At 74.0% G+C, this 21,049-nt stretch carries 21 protein-coding genes; 8 read left to right on the top strand and 13 right to left on the bottom strand.

The annotated features are described in order from the left end of the window. Nucleotides 1-22: 22 nt before the first annotated feature. Entirely contained in the window at nt 23-1,342 is a 1,320-nt protein-coding gene (locus amrb99_RS10125) for an ABC transporter substrate-binding protein (protein WP_190855172.1), read from the bottom strand. Nucleotides 1,343-1,538: 196 nt separating this feature from the next. Here amrb99_RS10125 and amrb99_RS10120 point away from each other — a divergent pair, with 196 nt between their 5' ends. From amrb99_RS10120 to amrb99_RS10110, 3 genes are all read left to right on the top strand, one after another. Further along, entirely contained in the window at nt 1,539-2,174 is a 636-nt protein-coding gene (locus tag amrb99_RS10120; RefSeq protein ID WP_190855169.1) for a TetR/AcrR family transcriptional regulator, read from the top strand. Continuing rightward, a complete protein-coding gene (locus amrb99_RS10115) occupies nt 2,171-2,815 on the top strand; it encodes a TetR/AcrR family transcriptional regulator (protein WP_206699890.1) in 645 nt (214 codons plus the stop codon). Before amrb99_RS10120 ends, amrb99_RS10115 begins: the two co-directional genes overlap by 4 nt. 101 nt (nt 2,816-2,916) lie before the next feature. Next, complete coding sequence (locus amrb99_RS10110; protein ID WP_190855166.1) at nt 2,917-3,432, top strand: flavin reductase family protein; 516 nt, start codon at nt 2,917-2,919, stop codon at nt 3,430-3,432. Between the two features lie 63 nt (nt 3,433-3,495). On the opposite strand, the gene amrb99_RS53060 is transcribed toward amrb99_RS10110, so the two are convergent. Continuing rightward, complete coding sequence (locus amrb99_RS53060; protein ID WP_206699889.1) at nt 3,496-4,083, bottom strand: TetR family transcriptional regulator; 588 nt, start codon at nt 4,081-4,083, stop codon at nt 3,496-3,498. Nucleotides 4,084-4,244: 161 nt separating this feature from the next. On the opposite strand from amrb99_RS53060, the gene amrb99_RS10100 reads away from it, so the two are divergent. Next, nucleotides 4,245-5,186 carry an aldo/keto reductase gene (locus tag amrb99_RS10100; RefSeq protein WP_347256619.1) on the top strand — a complete coding sequence of 314 codons (942 nt, stop codon included), beginning with the start codon at nt 4,245-4,247 and terminating at the stop codon, nt 5,184-5,186. Next, nucleotides 5,183-6,199 carry an NADPH:quinone reductase gene (locus amrb99_RS10095; protein ID WP_190855163.1) on the top strand — a complete coding sequence of 339 codons (1,017 nt, stop codon included), beginning with the start codon at nt 5,183-5,185 and terminating at the stop codon, nt 6,197-6,199. The genes amrb99_RS10100 and amrb99_RS10095 overlap by 4 nt, the downstream gene beginning before the upstream one ends. 27 nt (nt 6,200-6,226) lie before the next feature. Here amrb99_RS10095 and amrb99_RS10090 read toward each other — a convergent pair whose 3' ends face one another. After that, entirely contained in the window at nt 6,227-7,522 is a 1,296-nt protein-coding gene (locus tag amrb99_RS10090; RefSeq protein WP_190855159.1) for an FAD-binding protein, read from the bottom strand. A 147-nt stretch (nt 7,523-7,669) separates the two neighbouring features. On the opposite strand from amrb99_RS10090, the gene amrb99_RS10085 reads away from it, so the two are divergent. After that, nucleotides 7,670-8,626, top strand: coding sequence for a LysR family transcriptional regulator (locus tag amrb99_RS10085; RefSeq protein WP_190855155.1), 957 nt, complete (start codon nt 7,670-7,672; stop codon nt 8,624-8,626). Here the strand turns inward: amrb99_RS10085 and amrb99_RS10080 are convergent. Then, complete coding sequence (locus tag amrb99_RS10080; RefSeq protein WP_190855153.1) at nt 8,613-9,803, bottom strand: beta-1,3-glucanase family protein; 1,191 nt, start codon at nt 9,801-9,803, stop codon at nt 8,613-8,615. The genes amrb99_RS10085 and amrb99_RS10080 overlap by 14 nt on opposite strands. 185 nt (nt 9,804-9,988) lie before the next feature. On the opposite strand from amrb99_RS10080, the gene amrb99_RS10075 reads away from it, so the two are divergent. Next, a complete protein-coding gene (locus tag amrb99_RS10075; protein ID WP_190855151.1) occupies nt 9,989-11,017 on the top strand; it encodes a M4 family metallopeptidase in 1,029 nt (342 codons plus the stop codon). A 198-nt stretch (nt 11,018-11,215) separates the two neighbouring features. Next, the gene (locus amrb99_RS10070) at nt 11,216-11,587 is read left to right on the top strand and encodes a DUF1622 domain-containing protein (protein ID WP_190855148.1); all 372 of its coding nucleotides are present in this window, start codon (nt 11,216-11,218) and stop codon (nt 11,585-11,587) included. Nucleotides 11,588-11,630: 43 nt separating this feature from the next. On the opposite strand, the gene amrb99_RS10065 is transcribed toward amrb99_RS10070, so the two are convergent. From amrb99_RS10065 to amrb99_RS10025, 9 genes are read right to left on the bottom strand one after another with little or no spacing between them, the layout of a single operon-like run. Then, nucleotides 11,631-12,215, bottom strand: a complete 585-nt coding sequence (locus amrb99_RS10065; RefSeq protein WP_190855146.1) for a TetR/AcrR family transcriptional regulator — start codon at nt 12,213-12,215, stop codon at nt 11,631-11,633. Then, entirely contained in the window at nt 12,212-13,048 is an 837-nt protein-coding gene (locus amrb99_RS10060; RefSeq protein ID WP_190855144.1) for an alpha/beta hydrolase, read from the bottom strand. Before amrb99_RS10060 ends, amrb99_RS10065 begins: the two co-directional genes overlap by 4 nt. A 54-nt stretch (nt 13,049-13,102) precedes the next feature. Continuing rightward, complete coding sequence (locus amrb99_RS10055; RefSeq protein WP_190855142.1) at nt 13,103-13,840, bottom strand: B12-binding domain-containing protein; 738 nt, start codon at nt 13,838-13,840, stop codon at nt 13,103-13,105. A gap of 60 nt (nt 13,841-13,900) precedes the next feature. After that, the gene (locus tag amrb99_RS10050) at nt 13,901-15,634 is read right to left on the bottom strand and encodes a biotin carboxylase N-terminal domain-containing protein (protein WP_190855140.1); all 1,734 of its coding nucleotides are present in this window, start codon (nt 15,632-15,634) and stop codon (nt 13,901-13,903) included. Nucleotides 15,635-15,647: 13 nt separating this feature from the next. Beyond that, nucleotides 15,648-16,544 (bottom strand): MBL fold metallo-hydrolase, encoded by an 897-nt coding sequence (locus amrb99_RS10045; RefSeq protein WP_190855138.1) that lies wholly within the window; start codon nt 16,542-16,544, stop codon nt 15,648-15,650. Continuing rightward, nucleotides 16,541-17,668, bottom strand: coding sequence for an epoxide hydrolase family protein (locus tag amrb99_RS10040; RefSeq protein ID WP_190855136.1), 1,128 nt, complete (start codon nt 17,666-17,668; stop codon nt 16,541-16,543). The genes amrb99_RS10045 and amrb99_RS10040 overlap by 4 nt, the downstream gene beginning before the upstream one ends. A 28-nt stretch (nt 17,669-17,696) precedes the next feature. Continuing rightward, nucleotides 17,697-18,908: a beta-ketoacyl synthase N-terminal-like domain-containing protein gene (locus tag amrb99_RS10035; protein ID WP_190855134.1), complete on the bottom strand. Its 1,212-nt coding sequence runs from the start codon at nt 18,906-18,908 to the stop codon at nt 17,697-17,699. Then, nucleotides 18,905-20,188 (bottom strand): beta-ketoacyl-[acyl-carrier-protein] synthase family protein, encoded by a 1,284-nt coding sequence (locus amrb99_RS10030; protein ID WP_190855132.1) that lies wholly within the window; start codon nt 20,186-20,188, stop codon nt 18,905-18,907. Before amrb99_RS10030 ends, amrb99_RS10035 begins: the two co-directional genes overlap by 4 nt. Continuing rightward, nucleotides 20,188-21,039 carry an LLM class flavin-dependent oxidoreductase gene (locus amrb99_RS10025; protein ID WP_190855130.1) on the bottom strand — a complete coding sequence of 284 codons (852 nt, stop codon included), beginning with the start codon at nt 21,037-21,039 and terminating at the stop codon, nt 20,188-20,190. The genes amrb99_RS10030 and amrb99_RS10025 overlap by 1 nt, the downstream gene beginning before the upstream one ends. Nucleotides 21,040-21,049: the final 10 nt, after the last annotated feature.

Raw genomic sequence — 21,049 nt, 5'->3', positions numbered from 1 at the left:
GTCCCCCGGGAGGCGAAGCGGGTCAGCCCGCGAGCCGGAAGCCCCGGCCGTCGACGTCGTAGGTGGCGAGCGCCTTGACCTTGCCGTCCTTGTACTCGAAGACGCCCATGGGGCGGCTCGCGACGCCGTGCGTCTTCAGGTCGATCTCCAGGGTGCCGACGGTGGCGGCGTCGCCGCCGTAGACCGAGGCGAACCGCGGGTCCTTCTCCAGCGCGGCCTTCAGCTGCGCGCTGTCGCCGGGGTCGCCGCCGGCCGCCTTCACGCGGCGGATGAGGTCCCAGACCATCAGCGTCTCCTCGTAGGCGTTGGCGGCGTAGAAGTCGGCCGGCTGCCCGTACGCCTTCTTGTAGGCGTCGGCGAAGAGCCTGGCCAGCGGGTTCGTCGGGGCGGACGGGTCGAAGTAGTCCATCGCGAACTTGAGGCCGTCGGAGTCGAGGACGCCCTTGGACGCCTTGACGGCCTCCTGCGTGAACTCGATGCCGAGGAGTTCGCTCTTGATGCCGGCGGCCTTGGCCTGGGCGGCGAACGCGCCGGGCGAGGCGCCGCTGAAGGCGACCCAGAGCAGGTCCGGCGGGTTCTTCTTGATCTTGGCGATCATGCTCGCGAAGTCCTGGGAGCTCGGCGCGGCGGTCTCCCACAGGCCGTTGAAGGTCAGGCCCGCGGCGGCGAACTTCCCGGTCATGTCGGCCTTGATGGCGGCGTTCGCGGCGCCGAGGTCCACGCCGGCGAGGCCGACCGTCCGGCCCTGCGGGTGGGTGCGCTTGAACCACTCCAGCGCGCCGGGGACGGCGTCGGACGGCGCGACCTCGCGGGTGCCGTAGAAGTACTTCGTGCCCCGGGTGAAGACCTGGGCGCCGCCGACGCCGTCGAGGCTGAGGATCTTGTTCTTGTCGGTGTCGGCGAGCATCGCGCCGAGCCCGTCGCCCATCGAGGTGATCTTGGCCGGGACGCCCTCGGAGGCGAGTTCGGACGCGGCCTGCTTGGCGGCGACGGGGTCGGGGCCCTTGATGTCCTTGACGCTCGGGTGGATCGCGGGCCCGCCGGCCGCCTTGATCTGCTTCACCGCCAGCTCGATGGCGTTGCGCATCGACTGGCCGTTGCCGGCGGACGGGCCGGAGAGCGTGAGGGCGGCGCCGAGCTTGAAGGTGACGTCGCCGCCGAGCGCGGCGCCGTCCTGGAGCTTCAGGACCTTGACGAGGTCGGCGGCCTGGGTCCTGGCGTCCGCGGCGCTGACACCGGTGTCGCCGGAGCCGCAGGCGGTCAGGCTCGCGGCCGCCGCCAGCGTCGCCATGAGGGGGGCGATCAGCCGCCGGCGGCGGCGATCGCTGCGAAGGGTGGGCATGGGTGTTCTCCGTTTCGCCGGCCAACGCCGGTGGCGTCGCCAGGAAGCCATACGCGCCACAATGGATCCGTATTGACCGCTACACGGACTGGAGCGATCACTACAGGGACGCGGTGTGACCGTACCCATGATGTGATGGTCGACACAACCCCCCGCCGGGGCGGAGTTCTCCGAGGTCCAGAGGAGCAGAGTGCAGATGCGGAAGACGGCACGGCGCCATCAGCAAGGCGAGGAGTCGAGGCTGCGGATCCTCGAGGCGACCCTCGCCATCGCCGCCGAGCGCGGCTACGACGGCACCTCGATCGCCTTGGTGACGGAGGCCACCGGGCTGCCGCCGAGCTCCGTCTACTGGCATTTCCGCAACAAGGACCAGCTGCTCGCCGAGACCCTGGAGTTCAGCTACCGGCGCTGGCGGGAGACCGCGCCGACCTGGCAGGAGCGGGTCGAGATCGGCGACCCCGCCGAGGAGGTCCGCGACCGGCTGCAGCGCGCCTCGCGCGCCATCGTCGACCGGCCCGAGTTCTGGCGGCTGGGCCTCATGCTCGGGCTGGCGAACCGGCCGAAGGAGCCCGCCGCGCGGCGCCGCTACATCGAGGTCCGGACCGAGACCCGCGCCGCCATCCGGGCCTGGTGGGAGCAGGTGCTCGCCGCCGGCGACCAGGAAGGCGGGCGGGAGGTCGCCGACCGGATGGCCCGCTTCCACCTCGCCGTCATGGACGGGCTGTACCTCGGCGTCCGCTCCGACCGGGGCTGGGACCTGGAACGCCTGGTCGACCTGATCGCCGACGGCGTCTACGCCCAGGCCGGCGCCTGGCTCGGCGAGGCGGCGTGAGCACCGTGCCGTCCCCCTCCCCCCGGCCCGGCGACGACCGGGAGATGTCCCGCGTCCGCATCCTGACGGCGGCCGCCGAGATCGCCGCCGAGAACGGCTACGAGGGCACCACGATCTCGAAGGTCACCAAGCGGTCCGGCCTGCCGGCCAGCTCCGTCTACTGGTTCTTCCGGGACAAGGACCACCTGCTCGCCGAGGTCGTCCGGCACAGCTTCGAGCAGTGGATCGCCGCCGAGCCGCGCTGGGAGCGCGATCCGCGCGACGAGCGGACGCTGGCGGAGGGGCTGCGCGACATCCTGTCCCGCTCGACGCGCGGCCTGCCCGGCGCGCCGGACTTCCTGCGCATCGGGCACATGCTGCTGCTGGAGTCCCGCGAGGTCGAGGCGGAGGCCCGCCAGTACTTCCTGGCCGCCCGGGACGCGGTGGCCAGCAGCATCGCGGCCTGGTTCACCTCGTATTTCAGCACCGAGCTGCGGGCCCGCCGGCCCGAGCTCGCGATGGACCTGGCCCGCGTCGTGATGGCCTCGACCGACGGGCTCTTCCTGGCCCACCAGATCGACGAGTCCGCGGACGCGGACGACTTCATCACGATCATCGTGGCCGTCGTCGAGCAGGCCGTCGCGGACGCCGGACGGGCCTGAGCGCGGCCCCGGCGGAACGACCGGACGGCGACGCACGGTTGTCACGCCGGGGTCCGGCATGGCAATCTCTGTAGCGATCGCTACAGGGAGGAGTTCCCGCCATGCCCCTCACCGCCCACGGGACCGGCGCTCCGGTCATCGACCCCGCCCGCTTCCGCGACGTGCTCGGCCACTACCCCACCGGCGTCGTCGTGGTGACGGCCCTCGACCGGTCCGGTGCCGCCATCGGCATGACGGTCGGCTCGTTCACGTCCGTCTCGCTCGACCCTCCGCTGGTGGCCTTCCTGCCGGACAAGAACTCCAGCTCGTGGCGCGCGCTGCGGGAGTCGGGCGAGCGGTTCTGCGTCAACGTGCTGTCCGCCGACCAGGAGGACGTCTGCCGCGCCGTCGCCATGCGCAAGACGGACAAGTTCCACGACATCGAGTGGCGGCCGTCCCCCGCCGGCAACCCGATCATCAACGGCGCCGTCGCCTGGATCGACTGCGTCACCGAGCAGCTCCACGACGCCGGCGACCACCACATCGTCGTCGGCCGCGTCCTGCACCTGCAGGAGGGCGACGGCGAGACGCCGCTGCTGTTCCACCAGGGCGCCTACGGCACGTTCTCCCCGCACTAGCCCCCGGCCCCAGCGGCCGGCGAGACGCCGGCCGCCGCTACGACGACACCGGGCGGGACGTTCTCACCGCGCCCGGATGCCGTCGAGAACGAGCGAGACGACCGCCTCGGCCTCCGCCTCGGCCTCCGGGGAGGACCACTCCGCGGCGTGCAGCGGATCGTGGAAGCGGCTGGTCGCGTTGAGGACGGCCCGCGCGACCGCCTCCGGCTCGCCGTCCGCGAAGTCGCCACCGGCGATGCCGTCGACGACGATGGCGCGGATCTGGTCGATCAGGAACGCGACATGGCCGGACGAGACGCTGCTGTGCTCCGCCGCCAGCACCCGGAACGTGGCGAACAGCTCCGGGTCCTCCTTCGCCTTGGCCCACTTCGCGGCGAACATCGCGGTGAGCAGGCCGCGCAGCCGCTCGGGCGGGGACGACCCGGGAGTCCGGGCCGCGGCGGCGAAGTCCGCGCGCACCCTGTCGAGCCAGCGCCGGATCACGGCCTCGCGCAGGGCCGCCTTGGACGGGAAATGCCGGTAGACGCTCCCGTGGCTCACTCCCAGCAGCCGCGCGACGTCGAGCACCGTGGTCTTCTCCGGACCGTGGCGGCGCAGCACCTCTTCGGTGGCGGACACGATCGTCTCCGCGTCGAGCGGCTCTCCGCGCACCCGTCCTCCTCTTCGCACTGACGGCCATCAAACCATGCCGGACGCCCGCCGGCATCTGGCTGACAAATATTGAAATCTGTCATCCATCACTTGTACCGTGGAGCCGCCAGCGCGCCACCACGGCCGTCCAGGGCGGCTCCGCCGGTCCTGCCGGGCGCGGTGTGCGCGATCACCGACCGAGGAGACCTCCCATCAGCGCCCTCACCGCCGCGTTCGCCGGCCGCACCGTGTCCCGGATCGGGTACGGCGCGGCCCAGCTCGACCGCCTGCACGACCGCCCCCGCGAGGCCGCCGCGCTCCTGCGCCGCGCGATCGAGCTGGGCGCGGACCACGTGGACACCGCCACGTTCTACGGCTTCGGCTTCGCCAACGCGGTGATCCGCGAGGCCCTGCGCCCCGATGACGACGTCCTCGTCGTCACCAAGGTCGGCGCCGATCCGGACCCCGGCGGGCGGCTGCCGCTGCGGACCGCGCAGCGGCCGGAGCAGCTGCGGGCCAGCGTCGAGGACAACCTGCGCGGCCTCGGCCTCGGCCTCGACCGGCTGCCCGTCGTCAACCTCCGCCGCCTCGACACCGGCCCCGGCCTGCGAGCCGAAGGCGACCAGGCGGTCGACCTCGACGACCAGCTCGCGGTGATGACCGCCCTGCGCGACGAAGGCAAGATCGGAGCGATCGGGCTGAGCAGCGTCACCCTGGACGGCCTGCGCCGCGCCCTGCCCGCCGGGATCGTCTGCGTGCAGAACGCCTACAGCCTCGTCTCCCGCGATGACGAGGACATGCTGCGGCTGTGCGCCGCGGAGGGCATCGCCTGGGTGCCGTTCTTCCCGCTCGGCGGGGCCTTCCCCGGCCTGCCGAAGGTCACCGAGGAGCCGGCGGTCCGCGCCGTGGCCGAGTCGCTCGGCGTCACGCCCTCCCAGGTCGGCCTCGCCTGGCTGCTGCACCACGCCCCGAACATCCTGCTCATCCCCGGCACCGCCGACGCCGCCCATCTGGAGGCCAACATGGCGGTCGGCGGGATCGCGTTCGACGACGACGCCCGCGCCGCCCTCGACGCCGTCGAGTCCCGCTCCAACGACGTCCCGATCGGCCGGGAGCGGGCATGAGGGCGATCGTCCACCGCGACAACGGCGGACCCGACGTCCTCCGGCTCGTCGACCGCGACCTGCCCGCGCCCGGCCCCGGCGAGGTCCGCGTCCGGATCGCCGTCTCCGGCGTCAACCCGGCCGACCTGCAGGCCCGCTCCGGCGGTCCGCTCGGGTTCCCCGAGGTCACTCCGCACCTGGACGGGGCCGGCGTGATCGACGCGGTCGGCGCCGGCGTCGATCCGGACCGGGCCGGGCAGCGGGTCTGGCTGTTCCTGGCCGCCGCCGGGCGCCCCACCGGCACCGCCGCCGAGTTCACCGTCGTGCCCGCCGAGCAGGCCGTGCCGCTGCCCGACGAGGCCGGGTTCGAGGCCGGCGCCTCGCTCGGCGTCCCCGCGCTCACCGCGCACCGCGCGCTCACCGTCGCCGAGGAGGGGCCGCGCCGGCTGCGGCCCGGCGCGCTCGACGGCCGGGTGGTGCTCGCCGCGGGCGGCGCCGGGGCGGTCGGGCACGCGGTGATCCAGCTCGCCCGATGGGCCGGCGCCACCGTGATCGGCACGGTCAGCGGCCCGGAGAAGGCCCGGCTGGCCACCGCCGCCGGCGCCCACCACGTGGTGAACTACCGCGAGGGCGACCCGGCGGCCGCGATCCGCGAGATCGCCCCGGACGGCGTCGACCTCGTCGCCGAGGTGGCGCTCGGCGCGAACCTCGCGCTGGACCTGGCCGTGCTCCGGACGCGCGGCACAATCTCGACCTACGCCAACGACGGCGGCAGGCCGGTCGAACTGGACGTCCTGCGGAACATGGTGCTGAACACGCGCCTCCAGTTCCTGGTGCTCTACACGGCCGGCCCGGAGGTGCGCGCCGCGGCCGCCGCGGACGTCGCCGCCGCCGTCCGCGCCGGCGCCCTCCCGGTCGGTGAGGAGCACGGCCTGCCGCTGGTCCGCTTCCCGCTCGACCGCACCGCCGACGCGCACCGGGCGCTGGAGAGCGGCGCGGTCGTCGGCAAGGTGCTGGTGGACGTCCCGTGGTGACCTCGGGCCCGCCGCCGTCCGGACCGCCTACCTGAGCACGGAGTGGTTGGCGCGGAGGACGCCGTGCGGGTCGCGGGAGCGCTTCAACTCGCGCAACCGGGCGAGGACCGGTCCGGTGAAGGCGTCGGCCGCGGTCTCCTCGGGTGTCAGCAGCGTGTACGGCTTGCGCCCGGCGACGACGGCCTCGAACCGCTCGACGAGCCGGGCCTGCTTCGCGCGGACGGCGCGCGCGAGGTCCGGGTCGGGTCCGGCGCCGACCATCTGGAGCAGGTACGGCTCGTCCAGGGTTCCGCTCGCGCCGGTGCCCGGACCGGCCAGCGCGCCGGACAGGTGCCGGATCTGGAGGGAGATCAGCGGGTCGATCGGCTCCGTGGCGAGCTCCTCGTCCAGGCCGGTCAGAAGTTCCGCCCGGGGCAGCGACGCGGACGGCGCGGTCGGCTCGGCGGCGATCCCGCCCAGGCCGGCCACCGCCACGGGCCCGCGGCCGTCGCTGATCGCACCCTCGATGCCGTCGATGCCGCGCACCAGTGCCGCGCCCTCGCGCGGGTCGCCGAGGTAGGTGAGGTCCAGCGCCGCCATCGGCGGGGCGCCGGGGAACGCGAACCGGTCGAACCACACGGTCAGCTCGGGCGGGGCCTCCTGGGTGATCTTCTGGAAGGTCTCGAACACCTCGGCGGCGCGCGCGTCCGGCCAGATCACCCGTCCGCCGTACACCGACGGCGCCGGATGCAGATCGAACTCCAGCGACGTCACCAGCGCGAAGTCACCGCCGCCGCCCTTCAGCGCCCAGAACAGCTCCGGGTCGGACGCGGCGGTCACCCTCGTCCGCTCCCCGTCCGCGTCGACGGCGTCGAACGCGCGCACGCCGTCGGAGGCCCAGCCGTACCGGCGGCCGAACCAGGACAGGCCCCCGCCCAGCGTGTACCCGGCGACGTTCACCGCCGGCGAGCTGCCCGCCAGTCCCGTCAGCCCGTGGGGGCCGGCCGCCGACAGCACCCGCCCCCAGTTCACCCCGGCTCCCACCCGGGCCAGCCGCTCCCCCGCCCGGACCTGCACGCCGTCCAGGCGCCCGGTGCGCAGGAGGATCACCCCTTCCACGTCCCCCGAAGCGTCGTGGCCGCCGGCCTGCGCGGTCACCGCGAGGCCGGAGCGCCGCGCGTGGCGGACCAATGCGGCCACGTCCTCGGCGTCCTCGGCCGCCACCACGGCCGCCACCGGCTGGTCGACCGTCAGGTTCCAGGCCCTGCGCGCCGCGTCGAAGCCGTCGTCCCCGGGCTCCCAGACCCGTCCTCTGACGGCCCTCCGCAGGTCGGCGTTCGCCATCTCGCCCCTCCACACCATGCTGGCTAACTTGACAGGATGCTAGCATCCTCGCCTCCGAGGGGCGGCCGGAGCCGCCTTGCCGTTCCCGGAGGTACGCCGGATTCCCCTCCTGCCTACAACCGATGGTTGTGCTCGTAGGGTGTCCGGATGGATCTCGACACCGTCCGGACGTTCGTCGCCGCCGCCGACGCGGGGCAGTTCCAGGAGGCCGCCGCCGAGCTCGCGGTCACCCAGCAGGCCGTCTCCAAGCGCATCGCCTCGCTGGAGCGCTCCCTCGACGTCCGGTTGTTCACCCGCACCGCGCGCGGCGCCAAGCTCACCATCGACGGGCAGGCGTTCCTGCCCCACGCGCGGGAGCTGCTGCGCGCCGCCGACCGGGCCGTGGCGTCCGTGCGCACCGACCGCCGTCCGCTGCGCGTCGACATCCTCGCCTCGCGCGGCGCGGCCTCGGGCCTGATGCGCGCCTTCCACCGCGCGCACCCCGAGATCGAGCTCGACGTGGTGATGCTGTTCGAGATCGAGACGGCCCTGTCCGCCATCAGGTCCGGCGCGATCGACGCGTCCTTCCGCGCCGTCGGCATGCCCGGACGGCCCCTTCCCCCGGACGTCGAATCCGTCCGGGTGCTCGACGAGCCACTCCAGCTCCTCACCGGCCCGGCGCACGCGCTGGCGTCCGCCCGGTCGGTGCCCCTCGCCGGGCTCGCCGGGCACCGCATCTGGATGCCCGGCATCGTCCCCGGAACCGAGTGGGCCGCCTACTACGAGGACCTCGTCGCCGAGTTCGGGCTCACCATCGAGGCGACCGGCCCGAACTTCGGCTCCGACGCGCTCCTCGACACCGTCGCCGACACCCCGGCCCTGGCCACGCTCATGGGCGGGCGGACCCGTCTCGTCTGGCCCGCCGACCACGGACTGCGCCGCATCCCGGTGACCGACCCGATGCCCGTCTACCCGCACTCGCTCCTGTGGCACCGCGACAACGCGCACCCCGCGCTGGCCGCTCTCCGCGCCTACCTCGCCGCCACCGCGGCCGACCATGACGCGCCGGGGACCTGGGTTCCGGGCTGGGCCGCGCTGGCGGGCGGTGCTCCTAGCCGACGGTGACGGTCAGGCGTCGCGGGTTGCCGTCGCCGGCGGCGCCGGACACGTCCGGCTGCCCGTCGGGGCAGACGTCGTCGTACGGGAAGGCGTACCCGATCGGGGTGTGGGCGTGCACGATCCGCGCCCAGTGGTCGGTGGTCGGGTCCTTGTAGTAGTCGGACTCCAGGGTGCCGTTCGGCTGGTCGGCGCTGCTCAGGATCGTGCTGCGGTTGAACGCCGCGGCGATGCGCGCGAGCAGGCCCTTCTTGATGTCGGAGTCGCTCGGGTCGTTGGCGAACGGCCCGTCGTTGCAGGTGAAGACGTCCTTGGACGCCGGGCGTGCGAACGTGCTGCCGTCGTTGAACGCGAGCACGCCACCGGTGACGCGCCCGGTGAAGACACCGCGCCCGCCTTGGAGGTCCACGTTGAGGTCGGTGCCGGCGTACTTGTCCCACACCCGGCCGACGTAGCCGTCCCAGTACGAGGAGAACGCGCCGGGGTTGTTCGCCATGTAGCCCTGCGGTGCGATCACCCGCAGGACGCCGCCGCCGTCGCGGATGACGAGCCGGTCCCAGGGCTGCCCGTCCGCGTTCTTCTGCGCGACGAGGGCGTCCGCCACCGCGTCGGCCGCTCCGGCGGGCGCGGGCGCGACCGTGTGCGCGGAGTCGCCCGCGAGGTCGAGCCCGATCGGCAGCGCGGTGAGCAGGTCGACGTAGGAGATGTTCGCGAACAGCTGCGCCGGATTGAACGTGAACTCGCAGAACGACCAGGTCTTCAGGTAATTCGAGTCGGCCGGGTCGGCGAACGCCGGTTCCACGAGCGCGGGCCCGGGGTTGACGTAGAAGTCGAGCTTGTCGTTCTTCACGAAGTAGATGCGGGCGGCGTACATCTGCCCGAGGGTGAGGTCCGCGGCGCCGCCGGCGCCGACCGGGATCGAGCAGTCCACGGGCAACGGCGTCTGCGGCGCCGAGGGCGACGGAGGGTAGTACGGCGTGCTGTCGGCGCGGAGCAGCATCAACCGGCCGGTGCCCTGCTCGCGGCCGGTGATGTAGGCGTTCACGGGAGCGGAGCCGTGGTTGGCGAGCGTGAGCCCGCACGTCGAGGGGGCCGCGAACGCGGGGCCGCCGAGCAGGCCGCGTCCGAACGGGACGGCGAGCGCGGCCGTTCCGGCCGCGGCGAGGAACAATCTGCGGGTGACCAACGGAAACCCTCCTGCGGGGTGGGGCCGGTTCGCCGTTGCCGTGACCAGCGCACCAGGACTTCCACCGGTTTTCTACGACAAAGTTCGCCAGGCTTCGGCGGTGCCGGTGGGCAGGGACGGACAGACTTGGGATCCGACGCGAATTGGACCTGTCCCGCCGGAAGAGCGGCCCTTAGCGTCCGCACATGCGCAGGAAACAACGTTTCGCATTGGCGGCCGTCATGGCGTTTCCCCTGGTGGGATCGCTCTCCGCCGTCTCGGCCGCCGCCGACTCGGGCGGCACCGCCACGGGGACCGTCTTCTTCCCCAACCCCGTCCAGCAGCTCGGTGACGAGTCGCTCACCGACGCCAAGGACGCCGACTACGCCGCCCTGGCACCGGCCTACCGGAACGTCACGCTCACCGACCTCGACGGGTCGGGGTCGCTGACCGGACGGTACGTGGCGGTCAAGAGCGAGACCGGCAAGGCGGCCCGGATCACCGGCGGCGCCCTGCCCGCCTACCACCGCGACGTCGACCAGTTCGAGCAGGTGATGGGCTACTACTGGGTGACGACCGCGCAGCACTACCTGCAGCACCTGGGCTTCGGGTCCGCGCTGCGGCCGGTCAACCAGCGCCAGATCGAGCTGCGCATCGACCAGTACGGCGGCGACAACTCCTTCTTCAAGGGCGACAAGGCGAACATCACGCTCGGCAAGGGCGGCGTGGACGACGCCGAGGACGCCGAGGTGATCATCCACGAGTACGGCCACTCCGTGCAGGACGGGCAGGTCCCCGGGTTCGGCACCAACGCCGAGTCGGGCGCGATCGGCGAGGCGTTCGGGGACTACCTGGCCGTCGCGGTCACCAGCTGGGCGACCGGCACGCCCACCAAGACCCCCGAGGCGTGCGTCGCCGACTGGGACTCGGTGGCCTACACCTCCGGTCCCACGCACTGCCTGCGGAGGCTGGACGGCACCAAGCACTACCCCGAGGACGTCGTCGGGGAGGTCCATGCCGACGGCGAGATCTGGTCGCGGGCGCTGTGGGACATCCGGCAGGCCCTCGGCAGCGCGAAGGCCGACACCCTGATCGTCGAGGCGCAGTTCGCGTTCTCGCCCGACACCTCGTTCAAGGCGGCCGCGCAGGCCACGGTCGCGGCGGCGCAGCGCCTGTACGGGCCGCAGGCCGCCCAGGCCGCGCAGTCGGCGTTCTCCGCCCGCGGCATCCTCTGACAGCGCCCGCCTGGTGGAGGACCCTTCGGACCTCCACCAGGCGGGCCCGACCCCGGACCCGTGCCGTGCCGGCGGTTACGTCCGGCGAAGTTGGTGTATGAGTCCAACGCCGAGCCGTGCGAGCTCGCGAGCGGGGGACGCCATGAATCCGGGAGCGGAGACGCCGGGCCCCTACGTGGCCCGGCCGCTGATCCGGCCGTGAACTCGGACGAGATCATCGAGAACGTCGGCCAGGCGGTCGACCTGGCCGGCGTCGCGCTCATCGTCTGCGGCGCGGTGGCCGCCACCGCGGCCTTCGCGTACCGGCTGGGCCGGCGCCGCGGTCCCTTCCCCGGCCTCTACCGGCTCTACCGGCAGGATCTCGGGCGGGCGATCCTGCTGGGGCTGGAGGTGCTGGTCGCCGGCGACATCATCCGCACCGTCGCCGTCTCGCCGACGCTCGGCAGCGTCGCGGTCCTCGCCGTGATCGTCAGCGTCCGGACGTTCCTGAGCATCTCGCTGGAGGTCGAGCTGGAAGGCCGCTGGCCATGGCGGCGGGCCGGGACCAGGACGGGCCGCGACCCCGGCTAGCACGGCGGGTCGCGGCGCGGCGGTCGCGGCGCGGCGGTCGCGGTCAGCGGGCGGGCGCGGCCGGCTCTCGCAGGCCGTCGAGGAGGGCGAGGAGGGTCTGCTCGGTCTCGGCTCGGGGGTGCCCGGCGGCGATCAGGAGCGCCGCCTCGATGCACGAGCTGAGGATCAGGTGGGCCAGGGTGCGGACGGGCTGGCGGCGGATGACACCGGCGTCCATGGCCAGGGCGAGGCCGGCCTCGATGAGGGAGAGGTTGTGGCGGGCCTCGATCTCGCGCCACGCCTGCCAGCCGAGGACCGCCGGGGCGTCGCGGAGCGCGATCTGGACCAGCTCGGGCTCCTCGCAGGCGTCGAGGAACCGGGCGAGGCCGCCGGTGAGCAGCTCCCAGGGGTCGTCGGTGGCGACGAAGATGCGCTCGGAGAGCTCGATCTCCATCCGGTCGAGGACCTCGGCGAACAGGGCCTTCTTGTCGCCGAAGTGGTGCTGGAGGGCGCCCCGGGTGACCCCCGCGGCCGCCACGATCTGCTCGGCGGAGACGGCCGCGTAGCCGTGCTCGGCGAACAGCTTCCTGGCGGCGGCGATGAGGGCCGCGCGGGTGGCGCGCGTGCGGTCCTCCTGGGTACGTCTCACCGCGTCATTATCGCGAACTCCCTGACCTTGCCGGCGAGCAGCCCGGGGCGGTCCTCGGAGATGAAGGTGTAGGAGTCCTCGACCAGCTCGAGTCGCGCGTCGGGCAGCCTGCCGGCGAGGCGTTCGGCGAGCGGCAGCGGGAACAGCCGCTCCTCCTTCGCCCACAGCAGGAGCACGGGCCGGTCGTAGTCGCCGTTCGCCTCGAAGGCGTCCAGGGTGTGGCGCTCGTCGAAGCCGCGCAGGAGCTTGCCGAGGTCGCGCCGGACGGCGCGGCTGGTCTGGATCGGGGCCAGGTAGGAGTCGGCGACCTCGCGCGGGATCGGGCGCTTGGCGACCCAGCCGAGGGCGATCGGCAGGCGGAGCAGGGGGCGGATCCGGAACAGCTGCGCGGTGACCCACAGCGAGCCCGGCAGCCGGGACATGGGCGCCAGGAACCCGAAGGGGGGCGGCGGGAAGCGGTCCAGCACGTCGCAGGAGGCCAGCACGACCCGGGCGACCCGCTCGGGGCGCCGGGTCATGAGGATCTGGACGAGCGCTCCCCCGGTGTCGTTGCCGACGAGGGTGACGTCCTTCAGATCGAGGGCCTCGAGGAACTCCTCGACGAGCCCGGCGAGCGCGCCCGGGGTGAGGTCGGCGTCGGGGCGCATGGGCTGGGGGTGGGCGCCGAGCGGCCAGGTCGGCACCAGGCACCGGTGGCCGGCGTCCACCAGCGGCCCCGTCTCGTGCCGCCAGATCTCGCCGTTGACGAGCAGGCCGTGCACGAAGACGACCGGTGGCCCGTCGCCGAGGTCGCGGTAGGCGATGGGTCCTGCGGAGAGGTTCACGGTTCGCATTCCCCCAGACTTACATACATTCGGAATGCATGTAAGAGGGAGGGCGGTGCCCCGTCAGCGCCGGGACACCACGCGCAGCGCGTCGAGCGCCTCGGACACGGACGCCGCGAAGGCGACGCCGGGCGGGAGCCGGTCGAGGTCCCAGCCGGGTCCGCCGATCACGATCCGCAGCGGGGGGCGCGCGGCGGGCAGTTCGGCGAGCCAGGACGGGTCACCGGTCTCGGCGGTCTGCGACCAGACGAACACCGAGTGCGCCCGGGCCCGCTCGACCGCGGCGGACAGCGCCGATGGCGGTACCCGCGCACCCAGCATGAGCCTCGCCGCGCCGGCCTCCGACAGCGCGGCGGCCAGCGCGAGGAGCGGCAGGCTGTGCTGCTCTTCCGGAGCGCACGCCAGCAGGACGGGGCCGCGGCCCTGCCAGCCCGGGAAGTCGGCCTCGGGCGGTACCACCTCGACCAGGCAGCGCGACACCACCGCCGACAGCAGATGCTCCACCTCCACGTACCGGCCGGTCGCCGCGTGCTTGCGCCCGATGCCGACCAGCACCGGCACCAGCACCTGGTCCCACGCCGCCGCGACGCCGTCCTGCCGCAGAGCCGACCGCACGGCCTCGTTCATCGCGAACTCGTCGAGCGCCATCGCCGCGCGCGCCAGGTCCTCGACCTGTGCGGCACGCGCCGGGTCATGCTCGGCGGCCGGCGCGTCGATAGGGATGCGGTCGTCGCCCGCATCGTGCGCGTGCGGCGCCGCGTCCGCGTCGAACCCGTCGTCCCCGCCTGTCGCGTCCCCCATGCTTCCCCAATACCCCGGCCCCGCAGGTCCATGAGCAGGCGCGACGGCGAGGGAGCCGGGTCAGGTGATCAGGCAGATCCGGGTGCCGCTGGCCACCGGGCGGCCGGGCCGGACGTCGAGAGCGGAGACCGTGCCCGATTTGTGGGCGGTGAGGGGTTGCTCCATCTTCATCGCTTCGACCACGGCGATGGTGTCGCCGGCAGCGACCGTGTCGCCTTCTTCGGCGAGGACCTTGACCACGGTGGCCTGCAGGGGGCAGATCAGGGCGTCGCCGTCGTCCTCCTTGGCCTTGGCCCTGCGGGGCCTGGACCGGGACGGCGCCGGCGCCGAGGCCCCGGAGGGTCCGGTGGACGAATGCAGGACGACCTCGACGCGCTTGCCGTCCACCTCGACGGTGACGGCCCGGCGGTCCGAGGACGCGGCGTCGGCCGAGGGGTCCGAGTGAGGCGGGATCGAGGGGGCGCCGCCGGACTCGATCCAGGCCGTGTGGACGTCGAAGGGCTCGCCGGTGAAGGCGCTGTCCTCGACGACCGCGCGGTGGAACGGCAGGACGGTCGGGACCCCGGCGACCTCGAACTCCGCCAGGGCGCGGCGGGCCCGCTGCAGGGCGATGCTGCGGGTGGCGCCGGTGACCACGAGCTTGCCGAGCATGGAGTCGAACTGGCCCGGGACCTCCTGGCCTTCGGCGTAGCCGCTGTCCATCCGCACTCCCGGGCCGGAGGGAGGACGCCAGGCCGTGAGCGTGCCGGTCGCGGGCATGAAGCCGCGGCCCGGGTCCTCGGCGTTGATCCGGAACTCGATCGAGTGGCCGCGCGGTTCCGGGTCGCCGTAGCCGAGCGGTTCGCCGTCGGCGATGCGGAACATCTCCCTGACCAGGTCGATGCCGGTCACCTCCTCGGTGACGGGGTGCTCGACCTGCAGCCGGGTGTTGACCTCCAGGAACGACACCGTGCCGTCGGCGGCGATGAGGAACTCGCAGGTGCCCGCGCCCGCGTACCCGGCGGCCCGCAGGATCTTCTTCGACGACTCGTACAGCGTCCGCCGCTGGTCCTCGGTGAGGAAGGGCGCGGGGGCCTCCTCCACGAGCTTCTGGTGGCGGCGTTGCAGGGTGCAGTCGCGGGTCGACACCACGACGACGCCGCCGTGCCGGTCCGCCAGGCACTGCGTCTCGACGTGCCGGGGACGGTCGAGGTAGCGCTCGACGAAGCACTCGCCGCGCCCGAACGCCGCCTCGGCCTCCCGGACGGCCGACTCGAACCGCTCGGGGATCTCGTCGAGGGAGCGGGCCACCTTGAGGCCCCGGCCCCCACCGCCGAACGCGGCCTTGATCGCCACCGGCAGGCCGTGCTCGCGTCCGAACGCCACGGCCCCGTCGGCGCCGGACACCGGCTCCGCGGTGCCGGGGGCCAGCGGGGCGCCCTGCTCGCGGGCGACGTGGCGGGCCCGCACCTTGTCGCCGAGCAGCTCGATCGCGGACGGGGGCGGGCCGATCCACGTCAGGCCCTCGTCGATGACCGCCTGCGCGAACTCGGCGCTCTCGGAGAGGAACCCGTAGCCGGGGTGCACCGCGTCGGCGCCCGCGTCCGCCGCCGCCTTGAGCAGCTTGCCGATGTCCAGGTAGGTCTCCGCGGGGGCGGCGCCGCCGAGCGCGTACGCCTCGTCGGCCATCCGCGCGTGCGGCGCGTCCACATCGGGGTCGGCGTACACCGCGACGCCGGCCAGCCCGGCGTCGCGGCACGCCCGCACGACGCGGACCGCGATCTCGCCCCGGTTCGCGATCAGGATCTTGCGCACGGTCTCCTCCGGATCAGGCCCGGCAGGGCAGCGGCCCGCCGTGGTAGGTGATCATTTCGCCGAACATCGCCGCGACGTCCATCCGCTCGCCCGGCGGGGCGCCGCGCTCCTCGGCGCAGGCGCGCCGCAGGTTCGGGACGAGCCGTTCCGGGTCGAGGAGCCGGCCGTCCGGCTCGGCGCGGCGCGCGATCTCCAGGGGCTGCAGCCCTTCGGCGAGGCCCTGCCGGGCCTCGTCGCGCACCCAGCGCAGGTAGCGCTCCGCCTCGTCCAGCAGCTCGGGTCCGCCGACGGGCCCGTGCCCGGGGACGATGACGGCCGGGTCCAGCTCGCGCAGCCGCCCGATCGCGCGGAGGGAGCCCTCGACCGAGCCCATCATGCAGAACGGTGTGACGCCGGACATGACGAGGTCCCCGGCGAACAGGATCCGCTGGTCCGGCAGCCAGACGACGGTGTCGTCCCGTGTGTGCGCGGGACCGAGCCGGAACAGCTCGGCGCGCAGGTCGCCGGCGTGCAGCGTCATCCGCCGCTCGTAGGTGAGCGCCGGCGGTTCGAGCCGGATGTCGCCCCAGTCGACGTCCGGCCACAGGCCGCTCAGGTGCAGGTCCGCGAGGATCGCCTCCTCGCGCGTCCCCTCGTGCGCCACCACGACGGCCTCCGGGGCGAAGACGCAGTTGCCGAACGTGTGGTCGCCGTGGAAGTGGGTGTTCACGACGAGGCGCGGCGGCGCGGGCGCGACCTCGCGGACCGCGTCCTTCAGGGCCAGCGCGCGCTTCATGGTCGCGGCGGTGTCCACCACGATCGTGGTGTCGCCGGACGCGATGACGCCGGCGTTGTTCAGGCACCATCCGCCGTCGGGCTGCACGTAGGCGTGCACGCCGTCGGCCAGCCGTTGCAGGTGCGGCTCGGTCATCGTGGGCTCCCGAAGATCTGGTCGAGGAAGAACGCGCGGAGGTCGGCGGCCAGCAGGTCCGGGGCCTCCAGCGCGGGGAAGTGGCCGCCCCGCTCGAACTCCGTCCACCGGGCGATCGTGTTCGCGCGCTCGGCGAACGGGCGGATGGCGTGGTCGGTGGGGAAGACGGCCACCGCCGTGGGCACCGGGGAGCGGCCGTCGTGCTCCCATCGCGCCTCGTCGTGGAAGCGCTCGTAGTAGCTGTGCGCCGCCGAGCCCGCCGTGCCGGTGAACCAGTAGACGCTGACGTCGGTGAGGACGGCGTCCCTGCCGACGGCGTCGTCCGGCAGGTCGGCGGTCCCGGTCAGGTCGCGGTACCGCTCGGCGAACCAGGCGAGCAGCCCGGCGGGCGAGTCGTGGTGGGCGTGCGCGAGCGTCTGCGGGCTGGTGCCCTGGACGCGCAGGTAGGCGCCCTCGTTGCGCTGCCACCGCTGGAGCGCCTCGAACCTCTCGCGGTCCGCGTCGTCCAGCGCATCGATGTCCTCGTCCTCGCCGGGCACCGTGACCAGGGCGTTGACGTGGACGCCGCGGACGCGGTCCGGGGCGTCCCGGCCCATCAGCGGAGCCACGAACGCGCCGACGTCGCCCCCGTGCACCCCGTACTCGGGGTATCCGAGCCGGCTCATCAGCACGTTCAGCGCCCTGGCGGTCCGGCCGTCGGTCCATCCCGGTCCCGGCGGCGGGCCGGAGAACCCGAAGCCGGGCAGGGACGGCACCACCAGGTGGAAGTCGTCCCGGAGGGCGCCGATCAGATCGTGGAAGTCGGCGACCGACCCCGGCCACCCGTGCAGCAGCACCAGCGGGACGGCGCCGGGGTTCGCGGAGCGCTCGTGCAGGAAGTGCACGCGCGTCCCGTCGATCTCGGTGACGAACTGCGGGTGGGCGTTCAGCTCCGCCTCGTGCCGCCGCCAGTCGTACCCGTCGGCCCAGTACCCGGCGAGGCTCCGCAGGTAGGAGGTAGGGACGCCGCGCGACCAGCCGGTGCCGGGCGGGTCGGGCGCCCACCGGGTGGCGCGCAGCCGGCGGCGCAGGTCGTCGACCTCGGACTCGAGGATCGCGACCCGGTAGGGGCTGATGTCGGACATGCGGGCTCCTCGGCTGGGAAGGCGGCGGCTACGGCGCGGTGAGCACGGCCGCCGACGCGAACCCGCCGCGGCCGCGGGCGAGGACGAGCGCCGTGCCGATCGCGGCGGGCCTCGGCTCGTCCACGACCAGGTCGAGGCGGTCGTCGGCGCGGTCCGGACGGGTGCCGACGGTCGGCGGGACCACCCTGTCGCGCAGCGCCAGCAGCGCGGTCGCCAGGTCCAGGGCCGCGCCGCCGGACAGCAGCCGTCCCGTCATCGACTTCGGCGCCGTGACCGGGACGGCGCGCGGCCCGAACAGCCGGGTCAGCGCCACCGCCTCGCCGTCGTCGAGGTCGCGGCGGCCCGCCGCGTCGGCGAACACCACGTCGACCGCCGAGGCGGGCAGCCCCGCGTCGTCGAGCGCGACCCGCGCCGCCCGGTACAGGCCGTCGGCGCAGCCGGGCTCCGGGTCGAACGCGGCGCCGTGCCCGGCGACCACGCCGTAGATCTGCGGGGCGCCGCGCTCCTCGGCGTCGGCGCGGTCCTCGACGGTGAGGACGGCGCCGCCCTCGCCGGGGACGCAGCCGTCGGCGTCGGCGTCGAACGGCAGGTAGGCCGTCGCGGGGTCGGCGCGCGAGCTGAGCTCCCGGCTCGCGGTCTGGATCGCGACGCCGTACGGGCAGAGCGTCCCGTCGACGCCGCCCGCCACCATCATCGCCGTGCCGCTGCGGATCTTCCGGCGGGCGAACGCGAGCGTGTCGAGCCCGCCGGACTGCTCGGAGGCGAGCACCCCGCCGGGGCCGCGCATGCCGTTGTGGATGGAGATCTGGCCGGTGTGCACCGCGTAGTACCAGGCGAACGACATGTACGCGCTCACGTCCCGCCAGCCGCTCCCCCACAGCTTCTGCAGCTCGCGCTGCCCGAACTCCAGGCCGCCGGACGTGCTCGCCGTGACGACGCCCATCTTGTACTCGGGCATGTCGCCCGGCTTGATCGCCGCGTCCCGCAGCGCCTCGCCGGCGGCGACGAGCGCGAGCCGGGTCACCCGGTCGCTCTGCGGCAGGAGCCGTTCCGGCAGCTCCCGTTCGGCGGGGCACTCAGGGATCTCCCCCGCCACCGCCACCGGGTAGCCGGACGCGTCGAACCTGGTGATCGCGCCGATGCCGCTCCGGCCGTCCCGGACGGCCTCCCAGTACTCGTGGGCGCCGATCCCGTTCGGCGCGGTCACGCCGAGGCCGGTCACCACCGCCTGGCCGCTCATGCGCTCCTCCCTTCCGAGGCGCTCTCCGGATCGCGGAACACCATCGCGCTCTGGAACCCGCCGAACCCGCTGCCGACGGTCAGCGCCCCGCGCACGCGGTGCTCGCGCGCGTCGAGCGGGACGTAGTCCAGGTCGCATTCGGGGTCGGACTCGCGCAGGTTGGCGGTGGGCGGCACCACGCCGTGCTCCATCGCGAGCGCGCACGCGGCGATCTCGATGGACCCGATCGCGCCGAGCGAGTGCCCGACCGCCGCCTTGATGCCGCTGACGGGCACGCCGCGGGCGCGCTCGCCGAGCGCGCGCTTGAACGCCGCGGTCTCGTGCCGGTCGTTCTGCTTGGTGCCCGAGCCGTGCGCGTTCACGTAGTCGACGTCCTCGGGGTCCATCCGCGCCTCGGCCAGCGCGGTGGTGATGGCCTCCGCCATCTCCCGGCCGTCCGGCTTGAGACCGGTCATGTGGTAGGCGTTGCAGCGGGACGCGGCACCCGCGAGCTCGGCGTAGATCCGCGCGCCGCGGCGCCGCGCGTGCTCGTACTCCTCCAGCACGAGCACGGCCGAGCCCTCGCCGAGGATCAGTCCGCGGCGGGTGCGGTCGAACGGGCGGCAGGCGTGCTCCGGGTCGTCGTTGTAGACAGACTGCGCCTTGATCACGTCGAAGCAGGTCACGGTGATCGGGGAGATCGGGGCGTCGCTGCCGCCGGTGACGACCACGTCGGCCGCCCCGTCCCGGATCACCTCGGCGGCGTGCGCCACCGCGTCGATGCCGGAGGTGCAGCCCGTCGAGACGACCGTGGCCGGCCCGCGCGCGCCCGTGGTCAGCGCGACCTCCGCGGCGACCGAGCTGGGCAGGAAGTAGTCGTACATGTGCGGGCTGACGTAGGCCGGATCGACCTTCCAGTGCGCGCCGCCGTCGCTGAGCACGACGTACTCGGCCTCCATGCTCTTGGTCCCGGCGACGGCGCTGCCCATCGCGACGCCGGTGCGCTCGGCGAGTTCCCCGTCCACGCGGAGGCCGCTGTCGTCCATGGCCTCCCGCGCGGCCACCTTGGCGAGCTGGACGAACCGGTCGTTGCGCCGGATCTCCTGCGGGGCGAGCCCGGCGGCCGCCGGGTCGAAGTCGCACTCGGCGGCGACCTGGCAGCGGTGCTCGGACGGGTCGAACTGGGTGATCCGGCGGGTCGCGGTCCGGCCGGAGGTGACCAGCTCCCAGAACGGGCCGGTGCCGATCCCGCCGGGGGCGACCACGCCGATCCCGGTGATGACGGTCCTTCTGCGGGACATCAGGCGGCCTCCTCGAGCGTCTCGGCCAGCAGGTCCAGCTGCTCGGGTCCGGACGCGCAGGGCACCAGCACGAGCTCGTCGCAGCCGGCCTCGGCGAAGGCGCCGGCGGTCTCGCGCAGCCGCTCCGGGGTGGTCGGCGCCCCCTTGATCATCATGTCGGCGAGCCTCCCGGCGAAGGAGTAGTAGTCGCCGAGGTGCTCGCGGACGGCGGCGTCCGCGCCGGGGCCGAGGGCGTAGTACGCCTGCGCGACCACGCGCGGGCTCCCGGGTCGTCCGGCCTCCTGCCAGCGGCGGCGGACCTCGGCGGCCCGTTCGGCGAACGTCCGCGGCGGCCCCGCGGCGGCGAAGTAGCCGTCGCCGTGCGCGACGGCGCGGCGCAGCGCGGCCGGGGCCCGGCCGCCGACGAGGATCTCGGGGTCGCCGCCGGGCGGCTCGGGGCCGATGTCGCCGCCCGCCCAGATCTTGCGCATCTCGGCGAGCATCGCATCGAGGCGGCGGCCGCGGTCGCCGAACTCGGCGCCGGACGCGGCGTAGTCGTCCGGCCGCGCGCCCGCCGCGACGCCGAGCGAGAGCCGGCCGTCCGACAGGTGGTGGACGGACGCGGCCTGCTTGGCGACCAGCGCGGTGTTGCCCCGGTACGGGGCGATGAGGATCCCGGTCGTCAGCCTGATCCGTTCGGTCACGGCCGCCGCCGCGGCCAGCGCGACCAGCGGCTCGTCGTTGCCGTACACCAGCCGGTCGAGCACCGCGAGGTCGGCGAACCCGGCGGCCTCGGCGCGGTGCGCCCAGGCCGGCAGGTCGCGGCCCTCGACCCCGCGGACCATGGTGGGCAGTGCCACTCCGTATTCCATCGTCGTCTCC

It is taken from the genome of Actinomadura sp. RB99, assembly GCF_014706005.1.
GTDB lineage: Bacteria > Actinomycetota > Actinomycetes > Streptosporangiales > Streptosporangiaceae > Spirillospora.
Note: the sequence above shows the minus strand (reverse complement) of the source record. Positions and strands in the feature narration are given on the sequence as shown.

Bases quoted from the DNA above. Each gene is read 5' to 3' on its own strand.
- amrb99_RS10125 (WP_190855172.1), bottom strand. From the start codon at position 1,342: ATGCCCACCCTTCGCAGCGATCGCCGCCGCCGGCGGCTGATCGCCCCC.
- amrb99_RS10120 (WP_190855169.1), top strand. From the start codon at position 1,539: ATGCGGAAGACGGCACGGCGCCATCAGCAAGGCGAGGAGTCGAGGCTG.
- amrb99_RS10110 (WP_190855166.1), top strand. From the start codon at position 2,917: ATGCCCCTCACCGCCCACGGGACCGGCGCTCCGGTCATCGACCCCGCC.
- amrb99_RS10095 (WP_190855163.1), top strand. From the start codon at position 5,183: ATGAGGGCGATCGTCCACCGCGACAACGGCGGACCCGACGTCCTCCGG.
- amrb99_RS10090 (WP_190855159.1), bottom strand. From the start codon at position 7,522: ATGGCGAACGCCGACCTGCGGAGGGCCGTCAGAGGACGGGTCTGGGAG.
- amrb99_RS10085 (WP_190855155.1), top strand. From the start codon at position 7,670: ATGGATCTCGACACCGTCCGGACGTTCGTCGCCGCCGCCGACGCGGGG.
- amrb99_RS10075 (WP_190855151.1), top strand. From the start codon at position 9,989: ATGCGCAGGAAACAACGTTTCGCATTGGCGGCCGTCATGGCGTTTCCC.
- amrb99_RS10060 (WP_190855144.1), bottom strand. From the start codon at position 13,048: ATGCGAACCGTGAACCTCTCCGCAGGACCCATCGCCTACCGCGACCTC.
- amrb99_RS10055 (WP_190855142.1), bottom strand. From the start codon at position 13,840: ATGGGGGACGCGACAGGCGGGGACGACGGGTTCGACGCGGACGCGGCG.
- amrb99_RS10045 (WP_190855138.1), bottom strand. From the start codon at position 16,544: ATGACCGAGCCGCACCTGCAACGGCTGGCCGACGGCGTGCACGCCTAC.
- amrb99_RS10040 (WP_190855136.1), bottom strand. From the start codon at position 17,668: ATGTCCGACATCAGCCCCTACCGGGTCGCGATCCTCGAGTCCGAGGTC.
- amrb99_RS10035 (WP_190855134.1), bottom strand. From the start codon at position 18,908: ATGAGCGGCCAGGCGGTGGTGACCGGCCTCGGCGTGACCGCGCCGAAC.
- amrb99_RS10030 (WP_190855132.1), bottom strand. From the start codon at position 20,188: ATGTCCCGCAGAAGGACCGTCATCACCGGGATCGGCGTGGTCGCCCCC.
- amrb99_RS10025 (WP_190855130.1), bottom strand. From the start codon at position 21,039: ATGGAATACGGAGTGGCACTGCCCACCATGGTCCGCGGGGTCGAGGGC.